Source organism: Herbaspirillum sp. (assembly GCF_035644555.1).
In the GTDB taxonomy this organism is placed as follows: Bacteria; Pseudomonadota; Gammaproteobacteria; order Burkholderiales; family Burkholderiaceae_D; genus Herbaspirillum.
Window position 1 is genome coordinate 208,555 of record NZ_DASQOH010000052.1, and the last position, 24,413, is coordinate 232,967.

At 61.5% G+C, this 24,413-nt stretch carries 21 protein-coding genes and 1 tRNA gene; 13 read left to right on the plus strand and 9 right to left on the minus strand.

Features of this window, described 5'->3' with window-relative positions; all coding sequences use genetic code 11:
• The first annotated feature begins 120 nt into the window (after positions 1-120).
• Together VE092_RS14805 and VE092_RS14810 are read left to right on the plus strand one after the other, a co-directional pair.
• Positions 121-1,257 carry an NDP-sugar synthase gene (locus tag VE092_RS14805; RefSeq protein ID WP_324878037.1) on the plus strand — a complete coding sequence of 379 codons (1,137 nt, stop codon included), beginning with the start codon at positions 121-123 and terminating at the stop codon, positions 1,255-1,257.
• Positions 1,257-2,684, plus strand: coding sequence for a mannose-1-phosphate guanylyltransferase/mannose-6-phosphate isomerase (locus VE092_RS14810; RefSeq protein ID WP_324877962.1), 1,428 nt, complete (start codon positions 1,257-1,259; stop codon positions 2,682-2,684). The genes VE092_RS14805 and VE092_RS14810 overlap by 1 nt, the downstream gene beginning before the upstream one ends.
• Positions 2,685-2,770: 86 nt before the next feature.
• On the opposite strand, the gene VE092_RS14815 is transcribed toward VE092_RS14810, so the two are convergent.
• The 5 genes from VE092_RS14815 to kdsB form a co-directional block, all read right to left on the minus strand.
• On the minus strand, positions 2,771-4,135 hold the full coding sequence (locus VE092_RS14815; protein WP_324877964.1) for a capsular biosynthesis protein: 1,365 nt from the start codon (positions 4,133-4,135) through the stop codon (positions 2,771-2,773).
• Between the two features lie 25 nt (positions 4,136-4,160).
• A complete protein-coding gene (locus VE092_RS14820; protein ID WP_324877966.1) occupies positions 4,161-5,591 on the minus strand; it encodes a lipopolysaccharide biosynthesis protein in 1,431 nt (476 codons plus the stop codon).
• Positions 5,592-5,721: 130 nt separating this feature from the next.
• Positions 5,722-6,561: a 3-deoxy-8-phosphooctulonate synthase gene (kdsA, locus tag VE092_RS14825; RefSeq protein ID WP_324877968.1), complete on the minus strand. Its 840-nt coding sequence runs from the start codon at positions 6,559-6,561 to the stop codon at positions 5,722-5,724.
• A 92-nt stretch (positions 6,562-6,653) separates the two neighbouring features.
• A complete protein-coding gene (locus VE092_RS14830; RefSeq protein ID WP_324877970.1) occupies positions 6,654-7,601 on the minus strand; it encodes a KpsF/GutQ family sugar-phosphate isomerase in 948 nt (315 codons plus the stop codon).
• A 32-nt stretch (positions 7,602-7,633) separates the two neighbouring features.
• Positions 7,634-8,914 carry a 3-deoxy-manno-octulosonate cytidylyltransferase gene (gene kdsB, locus VE092_RS14835; RefSeq protein ID WP_324877972.1) on the minus strand — a complete coding sequence of 427 codons (1,281 nt, stop codon included), beginning with the start codon at positions 8,912-8,914 and terminating at the stop codon, positions 7,634-7,636.
• Positions 8,915-9,553: 639 nt separating this feature from the next.
• Between kdsB and VE092_RS14840 the strand changes: the two genes are divergently transcribed.
• Entirely contained in the window at positions 9,554-10,084 is a 531-nt protein-coding gene (locus VE092_RS14840) for a serine acetyltransferase (protein WP_324878039.1), read from the plus strand.
• 167 nt (positions 10,085-10,251) lie between these two features.
• Here VE092_RS14840 and VE092_RS14845 read toward each other — a convergent pair whose 3' ends face one another.
• Positions 10,252-10,797: an FxDxF family PEP-CTERM protein gene (locus VE092_RS14845; protein ID WP_324877974.1), complete on the minus strand. Its 546-nt coding sequence runs from the start codon at positions 10,795-10,797 to the stop codon at positions 10,252-10,254.
• Positions 10,798-11,884: 1,087 nt separating this feature from the next.
• Between VE092_RS14845 and VE092_RS14850 the strand changes: the two genes are divergently transcribed.
• Positions 11,885-12,967 (plus strand): acyltransferase, encoded by a 1,083-nt coding sequence (locus tag VE092_RS14850; RefSeq protein ID WP_324877976.1) that lies wholly within the window; start codon positions 11,885-11,887, stop codon positions 12,965-12,967.
• A 30-nt stretch (positions 12,968-12,997) separates the two neighbouring features.
• Here VE092_RS14850 and VE092_RS14855 read toward each other — a convergent pair whose 3' ends face one another.
• On the minus strand, positions 12,998-14,158 hold the full coding sequence (locus tag VE092_RS14855; protein ID WP_324878041.1) for a glycerate kinase: 1,161 nt from the start codon (positions 14,156-14,158) through the stop codon (positions 12,998-13,000).
• Between the two features lie 292 nt (positions 14,159-14,450).
• On the opposite strand from VE092_RS14855, the gene VE092_RS14860 reads away from it, so the two are divergent.
• From VE092_RS14860 to VE092_RS14870, 3 genes are all read left to right on the plus strand, one after another.
• The gene (locus VE092_RS14860) at positions 14,451-14,681 is read left to right on the plus strand and encodes a hypothetical protein (RefSeq protein WP_324877978.1); all 231 of its coding nucleotides are present in this window, start codon (positions 14,451-14,453) and stop codon (positions 14,679-14,681) included.
• A 209-nt stretch (positions 14,682-14,890) separates the two neighbouring features.
• Positions 14,891-15,742 (plus strand): hypothetical protein, encoded by an 852-nt coding sequence (locus VE092_RS14865; protein ID WP_324877980.1) that lies wholly within the window; start codon positions 14,891-14,893, stop codon positions 15,740-15,742.
• Positions 15,743-15,837: 95 nt separating this feature from the next.
• Positions 15,838-15,914 (plus strand) — tRNA-Pro (locus VE092_RS14870).
• A 129-nt stretch (positions 15,915-16,043) separates the two neighbouring features.
• Here VE092_RS14870 and VE092_RS14875 read toward each other — a convergent pair.
• On the minus strand, positions 16,044-16,262 hold the full coding sequence (locus VE092_RS14875; protein ID WP_324877982.1) for a hypothetical protein: 219 nt from the start codon (positions 16,260-16,262) through the stop codon (positions 16,044-16,046).
• On the opposite strand from VE092_RS14875, the gene VE092_RS14880 reads away from it, so the two are divergent.
• The 6 genes from VE092_RS14880 to VE092_RS14905 all read left to right on the plus strand — a co-directional run bounded on the left by VE092_RS14880 (position 16,257) and on the right by VE092_RS14905 (position 23,348).
• Positions 16,257-17,348: an acyltransferase gene (locus VE092_RS14880; RefSeq protein ID WP_324877984.1), complete on the plus strand. Its 1,092-nt coding sequence runs from the start codon at positions 16,257-16,259 to the stop codon at positions 17,346-17,348. The two genes, VE092_RS14875 and VE092_RS14880, sit on opposite strands and share 6 nt — an antisense overlap.
• Positions 17,349-17,610: 262 nt before the next feature.
• Positions 17,611-18,609 (plus strand): NAD-dependent epimerase/dehydratase family protein, encoded by a 999-nt coding sequence (locus VE092_RS14885; protein WP_324877986.1) that lies wholly within the window; start codon positions 17,611-17,613, stop codon positions 18,607-18,609.
• Between the two features lie 67 nt (positions 18,610-18,676).
• Positions 18,677-19,894: a glycosyltransferase gene (locus VE092_RS14890; protein ID WP_324877988.1), complete on the plus strand. Its 1,218-nt coding sequence runs from the start codon at positions 18,677-18,679 to the stop codon at positions 19,892-19,894.
• Between the two features lie 15 nt (positions 19,895-19,909).
• Complete coding sequence (locus VE092_RS14895) at positions 19,910-21,544, plus strand: GMC oxidoreductase (RefSeq protein WP_324877990.1); 1,635 nt, start codon at positions 19,910-19,912, stop codon at positions 21,542-21,544.
• A 113-nt stretch (positions 21,545-21,657) separates the two neighbouring features.
• The gene (locus VE092_RS14900; RefSeq protein WP_324877992.1) at positions 21,658-22,779 is read left to right on the plus strand and encodes an acyltransferase; all 1,122 of its coding nucleotides are present in this window, start codon (positions 21,658-21,660) and stop codon (positions 22,777-22,779) included.
• 326 nt (positions 22,780-23,105) lie between these two features.
• Positions 23,106-23,348, plus strand: coding sequence for a hypothetical protein (locus tag VE092_RS14905; protein WP_324877994.1), 243 nt, complete (start codon positions 23,106-23,108; stop codon positions 23,346-23,348).
• 63 nt (positions 23,349-23,411) lie between these two features.
• On the opposite strand, the gene dmeF is transcribed toward VE092_RS14905, so the two are convergent.
• Positions 23,412-24,395, minus strand: a complete 984-nt coding sequence (gene dmeF / locus VE092_RS14910) for a CDF family Co(II)/Ni(II) efflux transporter DmeF (protein WP_324877996.1) — start codon at positions 24,393-24,395, stop codon at positions 23,412-23,414.
• Between the last annotated feature and the right edge of the window lie 18 nt (positions 24,396-24,413).

Below are 24,413 nucleotides of genomic sequence, written 5' to 3' on the forward strand. Positions count from 1 at the left end.
CAGAAGCTGGCAGGAGGAAGACATCGCTCACGCAGGTGCTGACACTTGCGAAGCGGAGTTGCCGGTAGTTCCTGCCGGTTCAGATCACATTTCGACCATAAAGAGGCGTTCATGAAAGCAATGATTCTGGCAGCGGGCAAGGGGACCCGCGTTCGGCCCCTGACCTATGCGCTGCCCAAGCCGATGATTCCCATCCTGGGCAAGCCGGTGATGGAATACCTGATCGAACACCTGGTGAAGTTCGGTATCCAGGACATCATGGTCAACGTCAGCTATCTGCATGACCGTATCGAAAACTATTTCGGCGAAGGGCAGCGCTTTGGTGCGCGGATCGGTTATTCCTTCGAAGGCTATGTGGATGATGATGGCCAGGTCTTTCCCAATCCCATCGGCTCGGCCGGCGGCATGAAGAAGATCCAGGAATTCGGCGGCTTCTTCGACGAGACCACGCTGGTCATCTGCGGCGATGCCCTGATCGACCTGGATCTGCATTCCGCGCTGTTCGAACATCGCCGCAAGGGCGCGCTGGTGAGCGTGATCACCAAGGAAGTACCTATGGAGCAGGTCTCCAGCTACGGCATCGTGGTGGCCGAGCCGGACGGCAAGGTCAAGTCGTTCCAGGAAAAGCCCACGCAGCAAGAGGCGCTGTCCAATCTGGCCAGTACTGGCATCTACATCATGGAGCCGGCGGCGCTGGATCTGATCCCCAAGGACAAGTTCTTCGACATCGGTGCCGACCTGTTCCCGCTGCTGGTGGAGAAGCAACTGCCGTTCTATGCCCAGAAGCGCTTCTTCAACTGGATCGATATCGGTAACGTGACCGATTTCTGGTCGGTACTGCAGAGCGTGCTCAAGGGCGAAGTCGCGCAGATGTATGTGCCCGGCACCCAGATCCAGGAAGGTGTCTGGGTCGGCCTGAATACCCGTATCGACTGGGAGGGTAGCACGATCGAAGGGCCGGTCTATATCGGTGCCGGGAGCCATGTCGAAGCCGGCGTTACTATCGTGGGACCGGCCTGGATCGGGCATGGCAGCCACATTTGCAGTGGTGCAAAAGTGATTCGCAGCGTCCTGTTCGAGTATACTCGCGTTGCCCAGGGCACTGTCTTCGAAGACAGCGTCGTCTATGGTGCTTACAGCGTCACTCACAATGGCGAGATGAAACATACGTCCGATCAGCCGGACGAGCAGTGGAACGATGCACGGGATCGACGGCTCAAACCGCGCAGTGCCATTCAGGAAATCAGGAGTGCTTAATGTCTAATACTAAAATCTATCCCGTCATCTTGTCCGGCGGTTCGGGCACCCGCTTGTGGCCGTTGTCACGGGCAGCTTATCCCAAGCAATTACTGCCGCTGGTGAGCGAGCAGACCATGCTCCAGGAAACCGTTGCTCGTGTTGGCTCCTGGCCGGAGGTACAGGCGCCGCTCGTCGTCTGCGGCAACGAGCACCGCTTCATGATTGCCGAGCAGCTGCGTGAGATCGGTGTGCGCCCCTTGGGCATCATGCTTGAGCCGCAGGGTCGCAACACCGCACCGGCAGTGGCGGCAGCGGCATTGCACCTGCAACGCCTGGATCCGGAAGCGGTCATGCTGGTGCTGCCTGCCGACCATGTGATCACCGATGTGCTGGCCTTCCATGAGGCGGTGCGTCGCGCTCTGGTCTCGGTGCAGCAAGGTGCGCTGGCGACTTTTGGCATCGAGCCGACTCAACCCGAAACCGGCTACGGCTATATTCTGCGCGGCGATACGCACGGTACTGAGACCGGCAATTTTCTGGTCGAGCGTTTCGTCGAGAAGCCGAACCTGGCTACTGCCACCGCCTTCCTGCAGCAAGGCGGCTATTACTGGAACAGCGGTATGTTCCTCTTCAAGGCGCGTGACTATCTGGCCGAACTGGATGCGCACCGTCCGCTCATCGGTGCTGCCGTCAAGGAGGCTGTGTCCAAGGCCTACACCGATCTGGATTTCTGCCGCCTCGACGATGCTGCGTTCGCAGCGTCGCCGTCCGAGTCGATCGACTATGCCGTCATGGAAAACACCTCGCGCGCGGTGGTGGTTCCTGCCAGCATGGGCTGGAGCGACGTAGGCTCTTGGAGTGCGCTGCATGAAGTGCTGCCGGCCGACGCCGAGGGCAACGTGGTGCGCGGTGACGTGCACCTGAATCAGGTCAAGAATACTTTGGTGCGAGCTGAGAGCCGCTTGGTCGCGGTGCTGGGCGTGGAAGACCTGGTCGTGGTGGAGACGGACGACGCCGTGCTGGTGGCGCATCGCGACAAGGTGCAGGACGTCAAGTCGTTCGTGGACACGCTCAAGAGTGCCAAGCGCACCGAACACGTCCATCACAAGCGCGTCTTCCGCCCCTGGGGCAGCTACGAAAGCGTCGATTCGGGCGAGCGCTTCCAGGTCAAGCGCATCATCGTCAAGCCGGGCGAGAAGCTGTCGCTGCAGATGCATTACCATCGCGCCGAACACTGGGTCGTGGTGAGCGGATCGGCTCTGGTCACACGTGGCGAAGAGCAGACCCTGCTGAGCGAAAACGAATCGATCTACCTGCCCATCGGCGTCACCCATCGCCTAGAAAACCCGGGCAAGCTGCCGCTGCACCTGATTGAGGTGCAGTCGGGCAGTTACCTGGGCGAGGATGATATCGTGCGATTCGATGACGTCTATAAGCGTGCTTGAGGTATCAGCCGCGCAATGAAAAAGGAGAGCAGCCGTGCTCTCCTTTTTTTCGTTCGCGTCACCCGCGTTGCCTGTGGCGGGCCGATTCAACTGTTGGCAACGGACCTGCTGGGCACGGCCTTTGCACTTGCGCCCGCACCGCCGGCATACAGTGCCAGCAGCCGCTCTGCCAGCGCTGGCCCGGCCTGGAGGCAGGCTGGATACTTCCATGTGCCTTTCACGAAGAGGGTGCGATCCAGTGCTTCCAGGAAGCGATCGATACGTACCGACATCATTTCGTCCACCCCGGTGGCGGCGCGCTGGACGTTGGCATCAAGCTGGGACAGGTCCTTGACCACGAAAGCGATTTCCGGCTTGGAGTAGAAGGACTCGCCCAGCACCACGGTCGGTTTCTTGCGGCGCACGGCCTGCAAGCCCACTGAAGAGTTGATCACGAATACCATGGTGGCGCGATCCAGCAGCAATTCGATGTCGAACTTGCGCAGCCAGATCACATCCGGGTATTTCTGGCGCAGTTCACTGTAGTCGTAGCGTCCCAAGTCTTCCGGGTGTTCCTTGACGATGATGGGATAGTCCGGTCCGCAGGTCCGGCGAATGGCGGCATGTACGGTCTCGAAGAACTCCTCCACCGAATGCACCAGCCTGGAATTGAGCAGCACCTGGGTATCGTCGTGGACCTGCAGGGGGACGAAAGCGAAGTGCTCGGGCAGCGTGACCTGGTCGTTCGGGATGGCAGTGCGTTCACGCTTGATCTGCCAGGTCTTGATGCGGCTGGAACCGCGTTGTTCCGGATACTGGGTGTAGTAGGCGAGATTGGTGCGATGAGCCAGCGCGATGGCCGCCAGTTGCGTGCGGGTCAGAGGACGGATCTCGAGGGCCGGGGCTGGCTGACTCTCGGCGCCGGAAGGTGGCTGCGATTGGGCTTGTGCAAGCACGGCATCGTAGTCCAGCGCCGCCAATGTGGCCGAGGCGTTCACGCCGGCCAGGTCGGCCTGGAGCGTGTTGGCGAAGTAGCCGTTTTCCAGGTAGACCACCGGGATGTGCTTGCGCTGGCACAGCACGCTGATGACCTGGCCGATGTGGTCCTGGCCGTTCCATACCACGAACAGCTCAGGTGCCTGCTCATCGATGAAGCGCTGGAGATAACGCGCTACCGCATTGACCCGCCCATGCCATTCCTGCAGGCTGCCACCATGCTTGAGCTGCATGAAGTTGACCATGCCTTGCACCTCATCCTGGGCGAACAGAATCTTTTCTTCCCGGGCGCTGCCGTCCAGCGTTTCCAGATTGCGCGGATAGAGCTGCTCAGTGTTCTTGGCAAGCAGCTTGTGGTCATGCGGCAGGAAATTCAGGTAGCGCACCTGGTGACCATGGCGCTGTTCCAGGCTGTGACCGGTGCTGAGCATCAGCGGCACGAACATGTCGGCCAGCACAAAGATGGCAATTTTCATCGTGGAGAGCCCTTGGTAAGGTGGTTCATTTCTTGATCCGTTTGAAGGCCAGGCGGAAGAACTCTCTGGCGGCGGCACGCTGGAACAGGGCGACCGTGATCAGCCAGAAGAGGGCTCCGGCGCCGGCCAGCAGCGCGAAGAGCAGGGTCCCGGTCGCCGGGACGCGGTGGCGGCAGAACATGACGAAGAGCATCATGCCTACCCCCGAGAGCAGCGATGGCAACAGCGCGACCAGGAAATCCTTGAGCCCCACGGCGATGAGTCGACAGGCGAAATAGAAGGTCGGGAAGGCCATCACCACCGACACCGCCAGGTAGCCCAGCGCCAAGCCCTGCACGCCACCCTGGCGCGCCCCGAGCACGTAGGCCAGCACATAGAGCGGTGTGCCGATCAATGACAGCCGCAGCATCCAGCCGGTCTTGCCCAGTGCCATGAAGACCGGGGCGGCCACGCTGGTGATCACCTGCAGGTAACCGACCAGTCCGAGGAAAAGAAGGATATCGCCCACCAAGGCCCACTTGGGTCCGAGGAAGACCGCCACGAACAGGTCCGACAGGCTGGCGACTCCGAACATCATCGGCGCGGCTACGAAGGAAATCAGGCTCAGGGAGCGCAGCGTCAGGCTGGACAGGTAGGCCTGGTCGTCCTGGCGCCGGCTCATCACCGGGAACAGCGAACGCACTGCCACCCACGAGATGTTCTGCACCGGGAACAGCATGAGCTTGTAGGCCAGCGAATAATTGCCCAACACGGTGGCGCCCAGCATCTTGCCGACCACGAAGCTGTCGGCATTGCGGAATACATAGGCTGCCATCTGGTTTCCGGCCATCGCGCCGCTGAAGGAGAAGACACTGCGAATCGATGCCCGATCGAAGATCATCTTCGGACGCCATGGAGAATAGCGCCACAGCAGCAGCGTGGTGCAGACCGCAGTGATCACCGCCTGTGCCGTCAGGCTCCACACCCCGGCGCCCTGGAACGCCATGAGCAGCGCGATCACCAGCGACAGCAGCGAGGCTGCCGATTCGATGCCGGCGATCAGGCGGAAGCGCGACACCCGCTCCAGCAGCGCCTGATGCACCATGGAACTGGCTGCTACCGGGAAGGTGATGGCCAGGACCCACAGCACCTGCGTCAGGCGCGGTTCGGAAAAGGTCGCCGACATGCCGGGAGCCACTGCCCACAGCAGCAGCATCAGCACCAGGCCGCCGATCATGTTCAGCCAGAATACAGAGGAGCTATCGTTGTCGTGCAGTTCGGCTTTCTGGATGATGGCCGCGGCGGTGCCCATGTCACGCAGGATGAAGGCCAGGTTGGTCGCGATGCCGGCCATGGCCATCAGGCCGTATTCGGAAGGCGGGATCAGGCGCGTCAACACGAACATGTTGACCAACTGGGAGCCGATCTTGACGAACTGCGTCAAGGCGATCCAGCGGACGTTGGACGCGGCGCTCATGTCCGTCCTCGCCACGTTGCGTCAAGCGCGGCACTGGGGGGGCGCCTCCACAAAGGCGAGCACCCGACAGGGCCGCTCTGGGCAGGTTCGCCCCGGACAGGCCCGCCCGCCGCGATGGAAGCAGCCGTGCTCAATTCGTATCCAGCTCGGGCAGATTCTTGACCAGGTCATCCACCGCCTTCACCTGTTCCAGGAAAGGCTTGAGCTGCGACAGGCGCAGGGCGCTGGGGCCATCGCACAAGGCTTTGCTCGGATCGGGATGCGCCTCCAGGAACAAGCCTGCCAGACCCAGCGCCATGCCTGCACGGGCCAGTTCGGTGACCTGGCCGCGACGACCGCCCGAGGCAGCTGCGCCGGATTCGCGCTGTTGCAGCGCATGGGTCACGTCGAAGATCACCGGCTTGTTGCCGCTGACCTGCTTCATCACGCCAAAGCCCAGCATGTCCACCACCAGGTTGTCGTAGCCAAACTGGGCGCCGCGATCACACAGCATGACGTTGGTGTTGCCACCTTCCTCGAACTTCTCGACGATGTTCTTCATCTGCGGCGGGCTGACGAATTGTGGCTTCTTGATGTTGATCACCTTGCCGGTCTTGGCCAGCGCGATCACCAGGTCGGTCTGGCGTGCCAGGAAGGCGGGCAGTTGCAGCACGTCGCAGACGCTGGCCACTTCGGCGGCCTGGTAGGGCTCGTGCACATCGGTCAGCACCGCCACACCGTGTGCCTTCTTGACGGCTTCGAAGATCTTCAGGCCGGCGTCCAGGCCCGGGCCGCGGTAGCTCTTGATCGAGGAGCGGTTGGCCTTGTCGAAGGAGGCCTTGAACACATAGGGAATGCCCAGTTCCTTGGTGACGCGCACGTATTCACCGCAGACATCGACGGCGAATTGTTCGGATTCCAGCACGTTGATGCCGCCAAAAAGGACGAAGGGCAGTTCGTTTCCAACCTCGATATCAAAGATCTTGATCATGTTCCGTTTCCTCATGCAGGAGGTGATTGTTCAATTTACGGCGTCGACCGGGTCGCGCCTGGAGGGGGAGAATACTTCGGTTTGCGCCGAAATCACAGACGCTTGGCGTCCAGCAACTTGAGTACGCCGACCACGTGCTGTTCCTGGTTCAGTGCCACCAGGGCAGTGATGTTCAGTTCCAGCATCTTGGCTTCGGCGTCGACGAACATCTCGTTTTCCGGGACGGTCTTGGGCGAGCGGTTCATCAGGTCGGCGGCGGTGATGTGATAGATGTCCTTGCGGGCCGCCAGGGCGCGGCGCAAGTCACCGTCGGTGATCACGCCGCTGAGTGTCTGGCGCTTGCCGTCGGCGCTGACCAGGGCCATGCCCAGGCCACCTTCGGTCATCTGGCCGATCACATCGATGAGGGGGGTGTCTTGCATGACCCAGGGCACCTGGGTGTGCATGACGTCCTTGACGCGGGTGAGCAGGCGCTTGCCCAGGCTGCCGCCCGGGTGGAAGCGGGCGAAGTCGTTGGGCTTGAAGTCACGCTTCTCGATCAGCGCCACGGCCAGGGCATCGCCCATCACCAGGGTGGCGGTAGTGGACGTGGTCGGGGCCAGGTTGTTGGGGCAGGCTTCACGCGGCACCGATACATCCAGAACCACATCCGCATTCTTGCCCAGGGTCGAATTGCGCTTGCCGACGATGGCGATGATGCGCAGACCGAAGTGGCGCAGGGAGGGAATCAGGCGGATCACCTCTTCGGTCTCGCCGCTATAGGAGATGAGGATGGCGGTATCGGCCTCGGTAAACATGCCCAGGTCGCCATGATAGGCCTCGCCCGGGTGCACGAAGAAGGACGATGTGCCGGTGGAGGCGAGGGTGGCGGCGATCTTGCTGCCGATGATGCCCGACTTGCCCATGCCCGAGACGATCACCCGACCGCGGGTGTCGTACATCAGATCGACGGCCTGTTCGAATTCATCGGCCAGGCGCTCGGCGATCATGTTCAGGGCTTGCGCCTGTTCCTGGAATACCCGGATACCGGTTTTTCTCATGGTGTGCTCACTTGTTTCTGTAAGGGGGCGGGTCACTGCGTCATGCGGCTCATGGCCTGGGCATAACCGGCAACGCTGTCATAGATGGCAGAACGGTTCTGCGCGTTCAATACACTGTCGGAAAATTCACGGAAGGCGCCATGGCCACCGGGTTTGGCCAGCACGATGCGGGCATGGCGCTTGACGTAGTCGGGTGCATCTCCGACGGCCACCGGCCAGTCGCAGACGGCGAAGCCGGGCAGGTCGATGCTGTCGTCGCCGATCATGGCCGTGGCTTCGCGAGCGACGCCGTATTGCGCCATGATGTCCTGGCAGGCGGCGGCCTTGTCCTTGGCCCCGAGGTGGAATACGGTGATGCCCAGGTCGGCCAGGCGCCGGCGCAGGGTGGCCGAATCGCGCCCGGAGATCACGGCCACGTTGACGCCGGCTTCCTGCAGCATCTTGATGCCCATGCCGTCGCGCACGTGGAAGCGCTTGAGGCATTCGCCGCTGTCGTCGTACCAGATGCCGCCGTCGGTGAGAACTCCGTCGATATCGGTGATCACCAGCTTCAGGTCTGCCAGGCTGCCGGCTTTGAGCGCAGGATCGGGCAGGCCGGCCATCAGGGCGCGTACGCGTTCCAGGCAGGCCGGCGTATCCACGCCCGTGGCGGCGTGATCGACTTCGATGACGCGGATCTGCCAGCCGGCATCCATGATGCGCAGCTGTTCCAGCATTTCCGCGCGCTCCAGCTCGCTGGCCGGCAATTCCGGGAAAGCCGCCAGCAGCTCGGCACGATAGGCGTAGACCCCGATATGCTTGAAGTAGCGCGTCTTGCCGGTGGACTCGCGTTCGAAGGGAATGCGTGCGCGGCTGAAATACAGCGCGTCACCCGCACGATTGCGTACGACCTTGACGGTATTGGGGTTCTCCGCCTCGCTGGCACTGATCGGATGGCAGAGCGTGCCGACCTGCACTTGCGGTGCGCCCAGCATGGCTTGCAGCAGGCTGCGCAGGTGCGCCGGATTGACCAGCGGTTCGTCACCTTGCACGTTGAGATAGAGGTCGGCCGGATGGTGTTGCATGACTTCGCGCAGACGATCGGTACCGGAAGGATGGTCGGGCGAAGTCAGGACGGCCTTGCCCCCGAAGGCGGTGACCGCCGCCACGATGCGTTCATCATCGGTAGCCACCACCACATCGGCCAGTTCTTCCAGCGTCTTCACGCGTTCGTAGACATGCTGGATCATGGGCTTGCCCAGAATGTCGGCCAGCGGTTTGCCGGGCAGGCGGCTGGAGCCGAAGCGGGCCGGAATGACAGCGATACAGCGCATGCGGGACCTCAGCCGAGAGTCGCCGGGCGGGGTGCCAGCGTGTTCGTCATGTCGGGGCGGTGCGATACGGTGGTCATGGAAGTGCTTTCAGGTGAGAGAATTTGGTACGCCTTCGGTGTCGGCACTTGCCGTGCGGCGATGCGATCCTGGGGTGCAGCTATGCTTCAGTTGCGGTGCAGATGTCCTGCCAGCTGCCATTGGCCTTGAACGGAGTTGCTGCAACGGCGGACAGGTCGGCGACATCGGTACGACAGTTTCGGCTGGCGGCATTTGCTCTTGTCATGGGTGGACGTCGGAACGTCTGGTCACGTGTCCATGTTCTCTGCCCGAGGCAGAGCGCGAGGAACGGTGATGTTCTTATCTGGCCAGGTGCAAAGATTCAAATGTGAAGGAAAAAGTTCCACAAGAATTTGCTGAGTGGAAATTTCCCTGCATTTGCTTGCAGTTGCTGGCTTGTTCGACAAATTTATCATATTGTTGCGCTGCACAGTCGCATTTTTGCCTGAAATGCTGTGTCTGCTAAGGACATCATTTCTGTTGTCATCCAGTGAACTTTTGATGGAAAAAGATGACAAGACGTCAAGATGGCGCCGGATGCCGAGAGAAGATTGAACATTGAACGATTTTGAGAGGAAAAAGATGTCGCGGGACCCTGACTGGCTGGCTGATCTGGAGCGCTACAACCTGCGCCGTCCGTTTTTGAAAGAACAATCGATCTGGGCCATCTGGGTCTATCGCTGGGGACGGCGTATCGAGGCGAGCCCGCCCGGTATCGTTCGCAAGCTGCAAAACGCACTGTATTGGCCGCTGTTCCGGCTGACCGAAACCGCTTTCGGTATCAGTCTGCCGCGTGGCGCCAGGATCGGTCCAGGCCTGCGTATCTGGCACTTCGGTAACATCTTCATCAATGAGCAGGCCGTCATTGGCGCGCGCTGCACCTTGCGACAGGGCGTGACCATCGGGAATCGCCATGTAGGCGGCCCTTCGCCGGTGATCGGGGATGATGTGGAGTTCGGCGCCTATGCCCAGGTGCTGGGTGGTATCCGTCTCGGAGATGGGTGCAAGATAGGGGCCATGTCAGTGGTGTTGCATGACGTTCCCGCAGGTGCCACGGTCGTGGGGGCGCCGGCGCGGATAGTGTCGACAGCAGTGAAGACCGACGAACTTTAAGCGCTCTCGTTATTGCTGTTCGTTACGCCGGGCCCGCACGTCATGCGGGCTTTTTTTTGAGCCTGACGGGTCCGGCATGACTTTGGCCCGCAGACCTGCGAAGTATGGTCCCAAATGAAAAACGCCCGATTGCTCGGGCGTTTTCGTGCCTACTGTTTCGCTGCTGATCAGGCGGCAGTCATGCCCATGGGCATGGACAGCTTCTGGTCGCCGCGGCGACGGCGCCATGCCATCATGCCCACGAAGGCCAGGCCGCCCAGCATCATGGCGCTGGTGGAGACTTCGGGGACAGACGAGGTCAGAGTCAGGTTGCCGCCGTAGGTACCCTTGCCGGTCAGGTTCAGGGAGTAGTTGCCAGCGGTCAGCTTAGAAGCATCAACGCTGAAGGTGATGACGGTGTTCTTGCCCGACGGCGAGCTGGAGGAGAGGCCAGTGGCGATTAGCGAGTTGGTGGTGGTGTTGAACAGGGTGTAGCTGGTCAGGCCACCGCCATTCTTGGTGTTGAAAGTGGCGGTCACCGCCGAAGACAGATCGGTCAGGCTGGTGATGGTGAAGGTATAGCTGTCGCTGAAGGACTCGGTGGCAGCGTATTTCGGCGAGCCGATGCTGGCGGTGCCGCCGGTCGTATCCAGAGCGAAGGTGGTTGCGTGGGCGGCAGTGCCGGCCATGGACAGTGCCAGGGCGACAGCGGAAGCGGCGAGAAGTTTTTTCATGGGATCAATCCTTTAAGTTCAGACTATTTATGAAGAGGATTGCGCGTGGCGCTCTCCAATCAAAAGCAAATCAACTCACTTTGATGCTGGGATTGCCCTGTGACACCGCGTCGCAGTCAATCTTTTTATTGCCAAAAGTACAATCTACTTCTGACAAATTCTGACACCTGTTACAAAACATGCGTTGATGTCGGAACTATAACATTCTGTTTCACGCATGAGCAACAAAAATCAGCACTAAAAGGCCTCCTTTCGTCATTTTCTTATCGGCTTGAAACCCGCACCAGTAAAGGATTTCGACAATTTCCGCCGAGCACTACTGATCAGTAGTGCAGTGCGGAAATGAACTGATCCGTACGGCAATAAAATTGTCGTTCTAATAATCAACTTTTGCCGATTTTGTTGGTAAAAATGAAATAAAATGCCTATCTGCTGACCCTGCAATAAAGGGGGGGAGCAAATGTTCTTTACATTCTTGACGGGCGGAAGAGTGATTGCCAAAGACCAGGCTTGACTCGGGCGATATTCACCTCAGGCGATCAGGTCGTGGCAAGGGGGGTTGCTGATCTACTGTGCAGACTGGCTCTCCCAAGAGCTGGGATATCCAGGCTCGGACCTTGGATTTGTATTGTTTTTTTGCCATGCTGCAACGCGCAAATAAAATTCGACAAAGCGTGGTGCTTAAAATATAGTAAACAAAAAAAGCATGGATTTGACAGCTTATAGACCAATCTTATTGGTTTATATCTACATTTCCGATAATCAAGATTTTTGTTTCAATGCCGCAAGTGGCGCTGAAAATTTGTGCGTACAGTGATTCAATGGGGGAGGCAGCGCATCAGGGGTAACGCGTTGCCAGCCATCGGGCGGGGATCATTTTCAAATCATCGACGGAATTTCATTTTTGCAACTCTTGTTGCAGGGCGGAGTGTCGCCTGTCGATCCGCGCCCTCTGGGCAGTCAGAGCGGTTTGCTCCTTCATTTCCACTGTTCACCCGGTTTCTTGCGATACAGCGTGGTACGGGTACGGACCCCGGTGAGCTCACCGTGCGGCCGTGTTGAGGTTTTTTCTCGTGGGGGGGAAATTATGCTGACGACGTCTGGCAGTCATCTATTGGGGGTGCAGTTCTTGCGTTGTGTCGCTGCCGGCCTGGTGGTCGCACAACACGCCGCGCTGGAGCTGCGGGCGCGTACCGGGCAGGCCGATCTGCTGGCGTATTGGCATGATATGGGCGGGGTGGGCGTCGATATTTTCTTTGTGATCAGTGGGTTGGTCATGTATCTTTCCACGCGCCGCATCCCCGCGCCAGCGGATGCTACGGTCACCGCCGGACTGTTCTTCCGGCGGCGCATAATCCGCATCGTCCCCATGTACTGGTTCTACACCATGCTCAAGGTGAGCATCGTTCTATTCATTGGCTCCAAGGCGTTCATCGACGGCCTGCCACTGCTCTATGTGCTGGGTTCGCTGCTGTTCTATCCGATGGTCTCTCCGGCCAGCGGCGATATCCTGCCCCTGGTGGAATCTGGCTGGACGCTGGGCTTCGAAATGCTGTTCTATGCGGTGCTGGCCATGGCGATCGCGCTGCGCCTGCCGCGCCTGAAGACTGCGACGCTGGTGCTCGCGCTTATCTTCCTGGTCGCCCAGCTGTGGCCCGATAGCGTGGTGTTGCGCTTCTTCGGGCGTACGGTGCTCTTCGAGTTTCTGCTGGGCATGGTCGTGGCGCGCCTGTGGATGCAGCGCCGGGAGGTCCCGCTGTGGATACCGGCTTGCCTGATCGTGGTCGCGCTGGTCGCCTTGTTCGTCTATCGGCCGCACCTCGACCGCTTCATCGGCCTGGGCATTCCTTCCGCCATGCTGGTGCTGGGCGTGGCCTGGATGGAAAAGGTGGAGTGGGTCAGGGCGCTGGCCGCGAAAGTGAGCCTGCTGGGGGACGCGTCGTATTCGACCTATCTGGCGCACGGCTTCGTCATGCCGGTGGCGGTTATCCTGGGGATGAAACTGAGCGCCCGTGGCTTCGGCTTCACCTGCCTGATGGCGGTACTGGCATCGACCGCAGTCGGATGCCTGTCCTATCTGTTGCTGGAGCAGCCGATGACGAAATGGCTCAATGCCCGCTTTGGCGGCGCCAGGCCGCTTGCGTCCCCGGAAACTGCGGCGCCGGTCTAGGCGCGCGGCCGGCAGGAAGGGGTGTCTGGTCTAGCCTTTTGCGGCAGCCAGCCACAGGCGGGCAAGTTGCTCGCCGCTGTCGCGCAATAGTCCTGGCGCTTGGGCGATCGCATCCTGCAGTGGCAGCGGGCCGAAGGTGATAGAGAAACAGCCGGAAAAGCTCTGCTGGAGCTTGCCCAGGGAGGCGCGGTCGATGCCGCCGGAAAGCAGGGTGGTCGGTACCCCCGCACGGCGCGCGCGCTGGCTGGCGATGAACGGCGCCTTGCCGTGCAGGGTCTGGGCATCGCTGCGGCCTTCGCCGGTGATCAGCCAGTCGGCGCCGGCCAGCGCGTCATCCAGGCCGATGTGATCGGCCACGGTCTCCGCGCCCGAGCGGAACTGTGCCCCCAGCATCAGCAGGGCATACCCCAGCCCCCCGGCTGCGCCGGCGCCTGGCCGTTCGGCAGCGCTGCGGCCCAGGGCCCGTTCCAGCACCTGGGCGAAATGGGCCAGCGAACGATCGAGTTGTTCCACTTGTGGCGGCGTTACACCCTTTTGCGGACCGAATACTGCGGTCGCGCCTTCCGCACCGCATAGTGGATTGTCGACGTCCGACATCGCCACGAATGCCGCCTCGGCGACGCGCGCATCCAGGCCTGACGTATCTACCCGCACGACGCGGTGCAACTGGGCGGGCAGGGGGGGGACGACCTCGCCGGCGGCGTCCAGGAATACCATCCCCAGCCCGGCCAGCAGCCCGGCGCCGCCATCATTGGTGCTGCTTCCTCCCAGGGCCACCAGAAAACGGCGCGCACCCTGGTCCAGCAGGCTGCGGATGGCATCGCCCACGCCCAGCGTGCTGCGCTGCTCTACCGGGACGGCGGTGCCGGCATCATCGGTCAATCCGACGATGGCGGCGGATTCGACCACCGCGCTGCCATCCTTGAGTATTCCCACCGGCGCGCGCACAGCTTGGCCGGCGGCATTGCGGCAATCGATGGTCAGTCGTTGTCCGCCGGCATGCATCAGGGCGTCAAGCGTCCCTTCGCCACCGTCGGCGATCGGGCACAGGCGGATCTGCGCCGCCGGCAGGGCGGCCTGGATTCCGGCGCCGATGGCCGCGGCGACTTCTTCGGCAGAAAGTGAGCCCTTGAACGAATCGGGCGCGATGACGACGACGGGAGCGTGCTGAGCGGGGCTGGCAATGGTCATGGTGGGCAAGGAGTGCGGCACCGCGCGGCGGGCGGCGCTTTGGGTGGGGTCTCGTGGTTGTTGTGGGTGCGGACCGGAGCGCTGAGGCTGCAGTCCGCGGCGCCATTATATAAGCAGGGCCGTGATCGGCTATGCTTCATCGCCTATACACGGTAGCGATGCAAGCTGAAGGTTTGCTCATGCTACAAAGCGTAGAGCTGAACTGCGTAACAAAAGGTAAGGGCGATGGCCGGCGCGGCCGGGCTGGAAGATAGTGTCATATTGGCCGTTGTGCGCCTGAGGAGTAAAGATCATGAAGGCCCGTCTCTATCTGGCTGTGCTGCCCGCAGCGATGCTGCTGGGGGGGTGCGTCGCGGTTCCTGTGTCGCCCTATGACGGGGCGGCGGTCTATCCCGCGCAGCCGGTCTATTCACCCTATTACGCCTATCCTTCCTACCCTGCCTATCCGGCTTACAGTTATCCGTCGTCTTCCCTCTACTTCGGCTACAGCAGTGGTTGGGGGCGGCATGGCCGCTGGCGGTGAGCGGCAGCTGCGCGGGCGGCGCAAATGTGCGTATCGCGCGGGCGGCATTGCGATAAAAACAGCTAAAATGTCGCCTTTCTCGATAGCAGTGCATGGCGACGCGGAGGTGAGCAGGGGTGCATGGGGCGCCGCTGCGGCCGAGGAGCAGCGATGACTGCTGCACCGGCCAACTGCAGGGGCCGTCACAAGGTATGAGTTTTTTGCTTGCGTTGAACCGACCAGATGTCCTTTTTCGCTCCCGCCGCCGTGCCGTGCTGGGGGTGTTGTCGTCCGTGCTGGTGCACGTGGCGGTATTTCTATTCGTGCGTACCAAGCTCGATGAGGCAGCACCCAAGTTCGATCAGCCGGGACGCCCGGATGCACCCTTGCAAGTCAGTTTCATCCGTCCGCCAGCCCCCGCTCCGGTAGCGCAGCCGGAACCGCCCAAGGCCGCTCCCGAGCCACCGCGCAAGCAGCCCGCCCCGGCCAGAAAGCCGGTGGCCAAGCCAGTCGTCCGTCCGCATGCGGCGCCTTCGCATCGGGCGGCCCCGCAGCGCCCGGCGGCCGTGACCACGCCTGCACCGGCCAGCCCGCCGGTGGCCAGCACCCAGGCGGCGCCCGCTGATGATTTCATGACCTTCACCAATCGCAACCGTCAGAAACGGGAGGCAGCCGAACAGGAAGCCGCCCAGGAGAACGCGGCCGCGCGGGCAGCGGAGAATCCTTCTGCCAACGACATCGCGCGCGCCAACATCGCCTTCCAGGACCGGCGCGGGCGCGGTACCAATGGCGTGTTCCAGATCATCAGCATGGGGCCGCGGGTGGCGCAATACAGTTTCCGCGGCTGGACCACCGACCAGCGCCGCAGCCAGAACCAGCTGATCGAAGTGGATGCCGGCTTCGGCGGCAATGTGCAACTGGCCGTGGTGGACAGCATGATTGCGCTGATCCGCAAATACTATAAGGGCGATTTCAATTTCGACTCGCAGCGCCTGGGCAGGGTAGTGACCCTATCGGCCAGGCTGGAAGACACCAAGGGTCTGCAGAATTTCCTTCTCAACGAGTTCTTCGGCGGTCGCTAGAGTGGGCAGCGGCAGAGCAGCAGGACGGGGCGAAAATGTTTTGCAGAAACAGTTGAATTAAAAACATAATTGCTGCTATAATCTTTTTCTTCAGTCGGGGCGTAGCGCAGCCTGGTAGCGTACTTGCATGGGGTGCAAGGGGTCGTGTGTTCGAATCACACCGTCCCGACCAAAAAAACAAAACATGTGGCAAAAGCCCTGTGTTCAGACGGCGTCAATATTGGATTTCCAGTATTGGCGCTGTTTTCATTTGTGCCGCCGGCTTTGGCTGTGCAGCCCTTTCACTGGTCATGCCATTGGTTCATGACCAGGCTCCCCACGAACTTTTCCAGCCGGCTTCTTTGCTGAACTGGGCGGTTTCTTTTTGCTCCTCGCCGACGCTGTAGATGGCGCATGCCTGCAAAATTCCGATGCTGATCAGGATGTTTTGCCAGATCGCGCGGAACGCGCTACCGCAAGTCAAGTCTGAGTTATCGCTTTTGTTGTGATTTTTAACATAAAAAATGCGATCACCATGCACACGCCACTCCCCTCAGGCCCGTCCGCTCATCGTCGTTACCACGACATCGATCTCCTACGATTCCTAGCCGCCGTGAGCGTCATGCTCCTGCACTATCTGGTGCGCGGGTTCGCCGACGGAGACATCTATTCTCCGGTCTTCTATGGAACAGCTGCCAATTTCGTCAAATACAACTATCTTGCCGTCAATCTGTTCTTCATGATTTCAGGATTCGTCATCCTGATGACGGCCGAAGACGGTACTGCCTGGTCTTTCCTGCGCTCGCGCCTGCTGCGCCTGTATCCGGCCTACTGGTTCTGCTGCACGGTCAGTTTCGTGCTGACCTATCTCTTCATCAATCACATCTTTACGCTGACCGTTCCGAGATACGTGTTCAATCTCACCATGCTCAATGGATTTTTCGGTATCGGCTTCATTGATGGGGTCTACTGGACACTTCTGGTGGAATTGAAATTCTATCTCCTGGTGCTCTGCATTCTGCTGTTGCGAAAGATGCCGCAGATCGAATATTTCCTCGCGGGCTGGCTGCTGATCTGCGTGTTCCAGGTCTTTTATCGGATCCCTCTGGTTGAAAAGTATCTGATTACCAACTACGCCAGCTTCTTCATCGCCGGCTGCCTGTTCTATCGGCTGTCGAAACGGGGTTTCTCCTGGTTCAGGGTGGGGATGCTGGCTGTTACCGTGCCAGTAGGCCTTTATTTCGAAGTGAGCGATCTTGCCGTGCGCGCAGCTCACTACAACAAGCTCAGTTTCCATGGCGAGATGGTGGCCGCGATCTGCCTGGCCTTCTATGTCGTGTTTTTCGTCGTCATCCTGCGGCGTTCCACATCGCCTGGCTATGCCAAGATGGCCACCCGCCTGGGCAGCCTTTCCTATCCGCTTTACCTGATCCACTTGAACGTGGGCATGGTGATCTTCAACCTGGTCGGCGCAAAGATCGACAAGTGGCTGCTTCTCGCGCTGGTCTGCCTGGGCATGCTCGCCTTTGCGTATTGCATCAACAAATACGTGGAAGTGCCTTTGGCTGGATTCCTCAAGCGAAAATTGCCGAAGTCACCGGCGCCGGCAGCGGCCTCTCCGGTGTGATCCTGGCTGGCAGGGAGGCGCTCGTAGGCGGCTCTTGGCAGCCTGCGCGAGCCGTTCCATTGCCGGGCGGTATCGTTCCCGGTGCTTTCCTCTGACTCGTATTGCTCACCCATTGTCGGCCGTGTAATATTGGCATTATTGCATGATGCAGCGCAAAAAAACCTTGATGCGCTTGCCGTAAGATCGTTGTCGAATCCCTACGTGGCCGTACTTTGCCCGGTGGCAGATACGTACTTTTTTAAGATCTGTAACAGGAGCCTATGTGAGAGTTCTTGTACTCGGCGCAACCGGGTTTATCGGCCAGCGTCTGGTCGCGCAGTTGTGTGACAGCGGCTGGGCCACGCCGGTGCTCGCGGGCCGGCGGCGACCGGCCAGTCTTGCGGGGACGCTGGAATTCCGTCAGGTCGATACGCTGGATGCCGAGAGCCTGCGGCGCGCGCTGGGCGATATCGATGCAGTGGTCAACAGCGTGGCCGGTGACGGCGATGCGATCTCCCAGGGCGCCCGCCTGCTGGTGGAGGCCGCCTTGCAGACCTCGCGCCCGCGCATCGTGCATATGAGTTCCATGGCGGTGTATGGCCGCCAGGAAGGCTGCCTGCGCGAAGACAGTCCGCTCGACCCGGGGGCCAGTTGGTACGCGCAAGCCAAGTGCGAGGCGGAGCGGCATATGACGGCCTACGAGGCTGCCGGTGAGCGTCTGGTCATGCTGCGTCCAGGTTGCGTCCACGGTCCTGGCAGCGACATGTGGGTGGGGCAGATCGCCCGCCTGCTGGTCGCGGGGCGTCTGGGGGAGATCGGCGCCTGGGGCGAGGGCTGGTCCAATCTCGTCCATGTCGATGATGTTTGCGCCGCGGTGCTGCTGGCGCTGCGCCATGAGCCCGTGGGCAGCGGGCCGGCCATCTTCAATCTGGCGGGGCAGGACAGTCCCCGCTGGAACCCTTACTTCCGCGATCTGGCGCAGGCCATTGGCGTCGGGCCGGTGAGGACCCTCTCGACGACGCGCCTGCAGCTCGATGCCCGTCTGGGCACACCCTTGATCCGCATCCTGCAACGCGTGGCGCGCAAGACCGGCCGTCCGTCGCAGGGTCTGCCGGTGGCGCTGTCGCCGTCGTTCCTGCGCCTGTGGCGGCAGGCGCTGCGTATCGATGTCGAGCGTGCGCATAGCCAGTTGCAGTTCGTGCCGCGCAGCTATGCGCAAGGCCTTGCCGAGTCGGCGCAGTGGGCGTTGAGTGAAGGGATAGGAACTGCGCGCAGCCCCTGACGATCAATGCTTGCAGAATTTTTTCGCGCCGCTCGGCGCAACCCTCCACCGTGTCTGCCTAACCAATATGAAAATAGCCTACCTGACCAGCGTCTATGCGCGCGCCAGCGATACCTTCATCCGCAACGAGGTCCTGGAACTGCGCCGCCGCGGCCATGAGGTGCTGACCTTTTCCATCCGGCGCGAGGCGGGGGATGCGGCGGTCAGCGCGGATGTGAAGAGCGAGCAGGCCAATACCGATTACATCCTTGAAAACGGCCTGCCGCGCCTGCTGGCGGCCACGCTGGCGACCGTATTGCGCTCGCCGGGGCGTGTGCTGGAGGTGCTCAGGCTGGCGCGCCGCACGCGTGCGGCCGGCGTGCGGCCGGCGTTGCTGCATGTGCTGTACCTGTTTGAGGCATGCTATCTGGCGCGTCGCCTGAGCCAGCAGCGCGTGCAGATCCTGCATAACCATATCGCGGAAAATTCGGCGACCGTGGCCATGTATGCATCCATGCTCTGCGGGATTCCCTACAGCATGACCGTGCACGGACCGGGGATCTTCTTCCATCCGGTCTCCTGGGCGCTCGGCGAAAAGGTGCAGCGCTCGGCCTTTACCGCGGCCATCACGCATTTCTGCAAGAGCCAGTGCATGCTGTTTTCCGAAGTGGCTGCCTGGCCTCGCCTGAACGTAGTGCGCTGTGGCGTCGGCCCGGCCTTCGAGGATGCTCCCGCCCTGCCGATTCCGGAAGTGCCGCGACTGGTCTTCGTCGGTCGCCTGTGCGCGGAGAAAGGGGTGCCCCTGCTGATCGAGGCGGTGACCCGACATGTCGCCCAGGGCAAGCCCTGCGAACTGGTGTTGGTGGGCGACGGGCCGCTGCGTCCCTTCATCGAGAAGGCCATCGCCGCTGGCCCGCTGGCCAAGGTGATCCGTATCCTGGGTTGGAAGAGCAGCGCGGAAGTCCGCCAAGAAATCGAGCGCAGCCGGGCACTGGTGCTGCCCAGTTTTGCCGAGGGCTTGCCGGTGGTGGTGATGGAGGCGCTGGCCTTGTCGCGCCCGGTCATCAGCACCCGCATCGCCGGCATTCCCGAGCTGGTGGAAGACGGTGTCAACGGCTGGGTGGTCGCCCCCGGTTCGGTCGACGAGCTGGTCAGCGCGATCGATCAGGTCACCTCGGCCTCGGTGGAGCGTCTGCAGGAAATGGGGCGCCACGGCGCCCAGGCAGTGCGGCAAAAACATCACCTGGGGACGGAAGTCGGCAAGCTGGAGCGCCTGTTCCTGGCACACGGCCGTCAGGACGCTTGAACAGGGAGAACCAGCTTGATCCACTATCTCTCCGATTGTGAAGGCGCCAGCCTGCAGGATTATCCGGTCTGTATCGTCGGCAGCGGTCCGGGCGGCATCAGTCTGGCCATCGCGCTGGCGCGCAAGGGGCAGCGCGTGCTGCTGGTCGACGGTGGCGACTGGCGCGAACAGCAGGTCGACGATGATGCCTACCAGGGCAGGGCGGACGCCCCACATCCTGCCACCACCGAGTATCGCCGCCAGCGCTTCGGCGGCACGACCCATCTGTGGGGCGGGCGCTGCGTCCCGCTCGATCCGGCCGATTTTGCCGCGCGCTCGCATGTGCCGCTGAGTGGCTGGCCGATCAGCTACGAGGAATACGCCCGCTTCCTGCCCGAGGCGATGCAGTATTGCGATGCCGGGGCTGCCGATTTTTCGCCGGCCAGTCTGGCCGGTGGCAACGGGCCGATGTTTTCGGAGCTGCCGGCGCTGGGCGAGGACCTGACCGAGTACATCGAGCGCTATAGCCTGCCTACCGATTTTGCCGCGAAGTTCGCCGACGAACTGAAGGTCTCCGAACAGGTGAAGGTGGTCTTGCGGGCGCGCTGCACGCGCCTGGTGGTCAGCGAGGACGGCGCGCGCATCACATCCGTGGTGCTGCATGACGGCCAGCGCGAAACCCAGGTGCGTGCCGGTCAGGTCGTCCTGGCCGGTGGCGCCATCGAGGCGACCCGGCTCCTGCTTTGCGCGCGCGACGAGGCGCCGGCCTGGCAGCGCTTCGATGCCAGCCTGGGGCGCTACTACGCCTGCCATTTCGATTTGATCTTTGGCCAGATGCGCTTGAAGGGCGAGCGTCCGCTCTTCCGTTTCCAGAAGACGCAGGATGGCGTCTATGCGCGGCGCAAGCTGCAGTTCACTCCGCAATTGCAGAACCGCCTGGGTCTGCTCAATTCCACGCTGCGCCTGCATTTTCCCTCCTATGCCGATCCGGCCCACGGTAGCGGCGTGCTTTCGGCGATCTATCTCGCCAAGTCGGTCTTGCCCAGCGAGCATCAGGACATCCTCAATCACGGCAGCCAGGCCGCAGCCCCCGATCCGCGCCGCCTGGCGCACCTGCGCAATGTCATGGTGGATGCGGGATCGGTATTCGGTTTCGCCTATGACCTGGTGGTCAAGCGCAAGCTGGCCAAGCGCAAGCTGCCCTATACGCTCATTCCCAACCGCAATGGCACCTATCCGCTGGAGTTCAACAGCGAGCAGGTGTGCGACGCCGGCAACCGCATCACCTTGCTCGATGCCACCGACCGCTACGGCATGCGCAGGGTGGACGTGAAGTGGCGCCTGACAGCGCAGGATATCGAATCGGGCATTCAGTCTTTCCTCACCATGCAGTCGTTGCTGGCGACGACCCGCAACTGCCGCCTCGATTTCGATCTCGGCGAACTGCGCGAGCAGGTCTCGCGCGCCTTGCCGGTCGGTGGGCATCACATCGGCAGCACACGCATGGGCCTGTCTGCGCGCGACAGCGTGGTCGATCCCAACTGCCGGCTGCATGGTGTGGAAAACCTGCTGGTGCTCAGTTCTTCGGTGTTCCCGACCAACGGGCATGCCAATCCTACGCTGAGCATCGTGGTGTTCGCGTTGAGGATGGCTGAACACCTGCGGGGCTGATATCGGAGTGAGTTGATTTTGGGGAGCGGGCAGACATCGGATGGAGGGGTCCGGCCGATGTAAGCGTCAAGCTGCTCGCACATTGTCAGCGGTATCTAACGGGGGGTGGGGTCATGAACCAGCAAGGCCAGGTGTGCGCGCGCGATCAGGGCAGGGTCGAGGAACTCGAAAGCATCAGGGGATTGGCTGCATTACTGGTGGTCTTTTACCATGTTCCCAATTGGAACCCCTTGTTCGACCTGGGCATCATCAGAAGCGGCTATCTGATGGTGCATTTGTTTTTCGTGCTCTCGGGTTTTGTCATCTACCGGGCTTACGCCGACAGGATCGACCAACCCAGGGACTTGATGCGGTTCCAGTTTCTGCGCTTCGGCCGGCTGTATCCCGTGCACCTGCTCTTTCTTATGGTCTACCTGCTCTTCGAGGTGGCCAAATACATCGGGCAAGCCCGGCTCGGTATTGCCAGTCCCAATTCGCAGCCCTTCCGGGAAAACAGCCTGTCTGCATTGCTGCAGCAGATCTTTCTGGTCCACGCCATCGGGCCGACCAACCACGCCATGACCTTCAATACGCCGGCCTGGTCGATCAGCGTCGAGTTCTATACCTACCTGGTCTTTGGCGCCGTCGTGCTGCTGGCCCACCGCTTCAGGAATCTGTTGTTTTCCCTGCTGGCGCTGACGGCCTTGCTCCTCCTGTCGCTGGAGGCGACTTTCGGCTTCGGGGATTTGCTGAAGTGCCTGGCGGGCTTCTTCGTTGGATGCCTCACCGCGTTCTCTGTCGATCAGGTCAAGGTGACATTGCCACGCTACCTGTCGCTGGTATTTTTCGTCATGATCGTGGTCTTTCTACAGCTCAAGACTTCCGAACACTATGACCTGATGATTTATGTCCTGAGTGCAGGACTGATCGCCAGCATCGTAATGGTCAAGGACGGCTACCTGAACCAGGTGCTCAATCTCAAGGCGTTGACCTGGCTGGGCTCGGTTTCCTATGCGGTCTATATGTCGCATGTGGCGGTGATCTGGATACTCAGCCAGGTCATGCGGGTGATTCTGAAAAAGCCCGAGGTCGTCATCGGCGGCAGAAGTACTCCCCAGCTATCGACTGCGGAAGTGATTCTTGCGTGGCTGGTCCTGGTGGCGATCGTCCTGGGGATGTCGGCCCTCGTCTATCGTTTCGTCGAAACGCCGATGCGCGCCCGATCCCGCCGATTTGCCGCCAGGCACCTCGACTAGGGCCAACCCTCCGGGAGAGGCCGCCAAGCGTCGCCTGCCGTTGTTGCAGCTCCTTGCCGTAGCACCACTACGGCGCGTCGCTGTGCCTAGGCAGTCAACGCTTGGCAACCTCTCGCACTCGTAGATTAAATGCGAACAGGCCCTAGCCTCGCCGGCCGGGATGGTTGGTGGCCGAGGCGGGATGCGTTTTTGTGCGGGTTACACATCCATACAATTTCACGTCCGCCCGCGCCTCTCCTGCGCCGTTATGCGGATACCCACGCGATGACGTGGCTCCGGCCGCCTCGCGCCGGTCTATCCCGCCAAACAAGATCAGGAGCGCCAACATGAAATCCCTCGTATTGATTCCGGCCGCGGCCGCAGCCCTTGCCCTGAGCGGCTGCGTGGTCACGCCGCCCACCGTGCGGCCGGCCTACGTGGCTCAGCCGACCTACGTTGCGCCGCCGGGCGTGGTCTACGTACAGCCGACCTATGCCTCGCCCGGACCGGGCTGGGTCTGGGAATACCACTCCTACTATGGCTGGGGCTGGCATCACCCGCACTACGGGTGGCATCGCGGCTGGCGGTGAGGCCCGCTACGCAGGGCAACCATGATGCAAAGACAGCGGCTGCGGCCGCTGTCTTATTTGGGGTCAGTGAGGATGCTGGTGCAGCTCCAGCGTCAGATGCCGGAGTTCGTCGACCGCAGCCAGTTTTCGTCGCAGCTGCGTCTCCGAAGTCGCCATCTCGGTCGATACGCTGACGATGGCGGCACGCGCGGCCGGGCCGATGCGCCACACGTGCAAATCATCGATCCGCACATGCTCGTCCGCCAGCGCCTGTTCGATGCGGGCGGCCACCTGGGCGTCGGTCACATCCAGCAGCACTGCGGCGCTGGAGCGCATCAAACCGTACGACCAACGCGCGATCACTGCCGCACCTACCACACCCATCAGCGGATCGAGCCAGGTCCAGCCCAGGTAGAGGCCGGCCAGCAGGGCGGCGATGGCCAGTACCGAGGTCAGGGCATCGGCGACCACATGCAGGTAGGCCGAACGCAGGTTGTTGTCGTGCGCCTCCTGGTGCCGTTGGTGTGCGGGATGGTCATGGTGAGGATGCCCAGGCCCGTGCGGGTGGTCATGGTGGTGATCGTGGGGGTGATGTCCATGATGGTCGTGATGTCCATGTCCGTCCATCAGCAACAGGGCGCTGGCGATGTTGACAATCAGGCCGACTACCGCAATCGGGATGGCCTCGCCGAAATCGACCGTGCTCGGACTGGCCAGACGCCACAGGGATTCGCCGCCGATGCCGATGGCAATCACCGCCAGTACCAGCGCCGAGGCGAATCCGGCCAGGTCGCCGACCTTGCCGGTGCCGAAGCTGAAGCGCTCGTCATGGGCGTGGCGACGGGCGAAGACATAGGCACCGGCGGCGATGGCCAGCGCGCCGGTGTGGGTGGCCATGTGAAAACCATCGGCCAGCAAGGCCATCGAGCCGGTCAGATAGCCGGCGGCGATTTCGGCCAGCATCATCACGGCCGTCAGCGCCACTACCCAGAGCGTGCGTCGGGTGTTGCGGTCGTGGTTGGCGCCCAGATAGACGTGTTCGTGGCGCCGGGGAAGGGGGCTGTGCATGTCGGTTCCTTGCTTGTT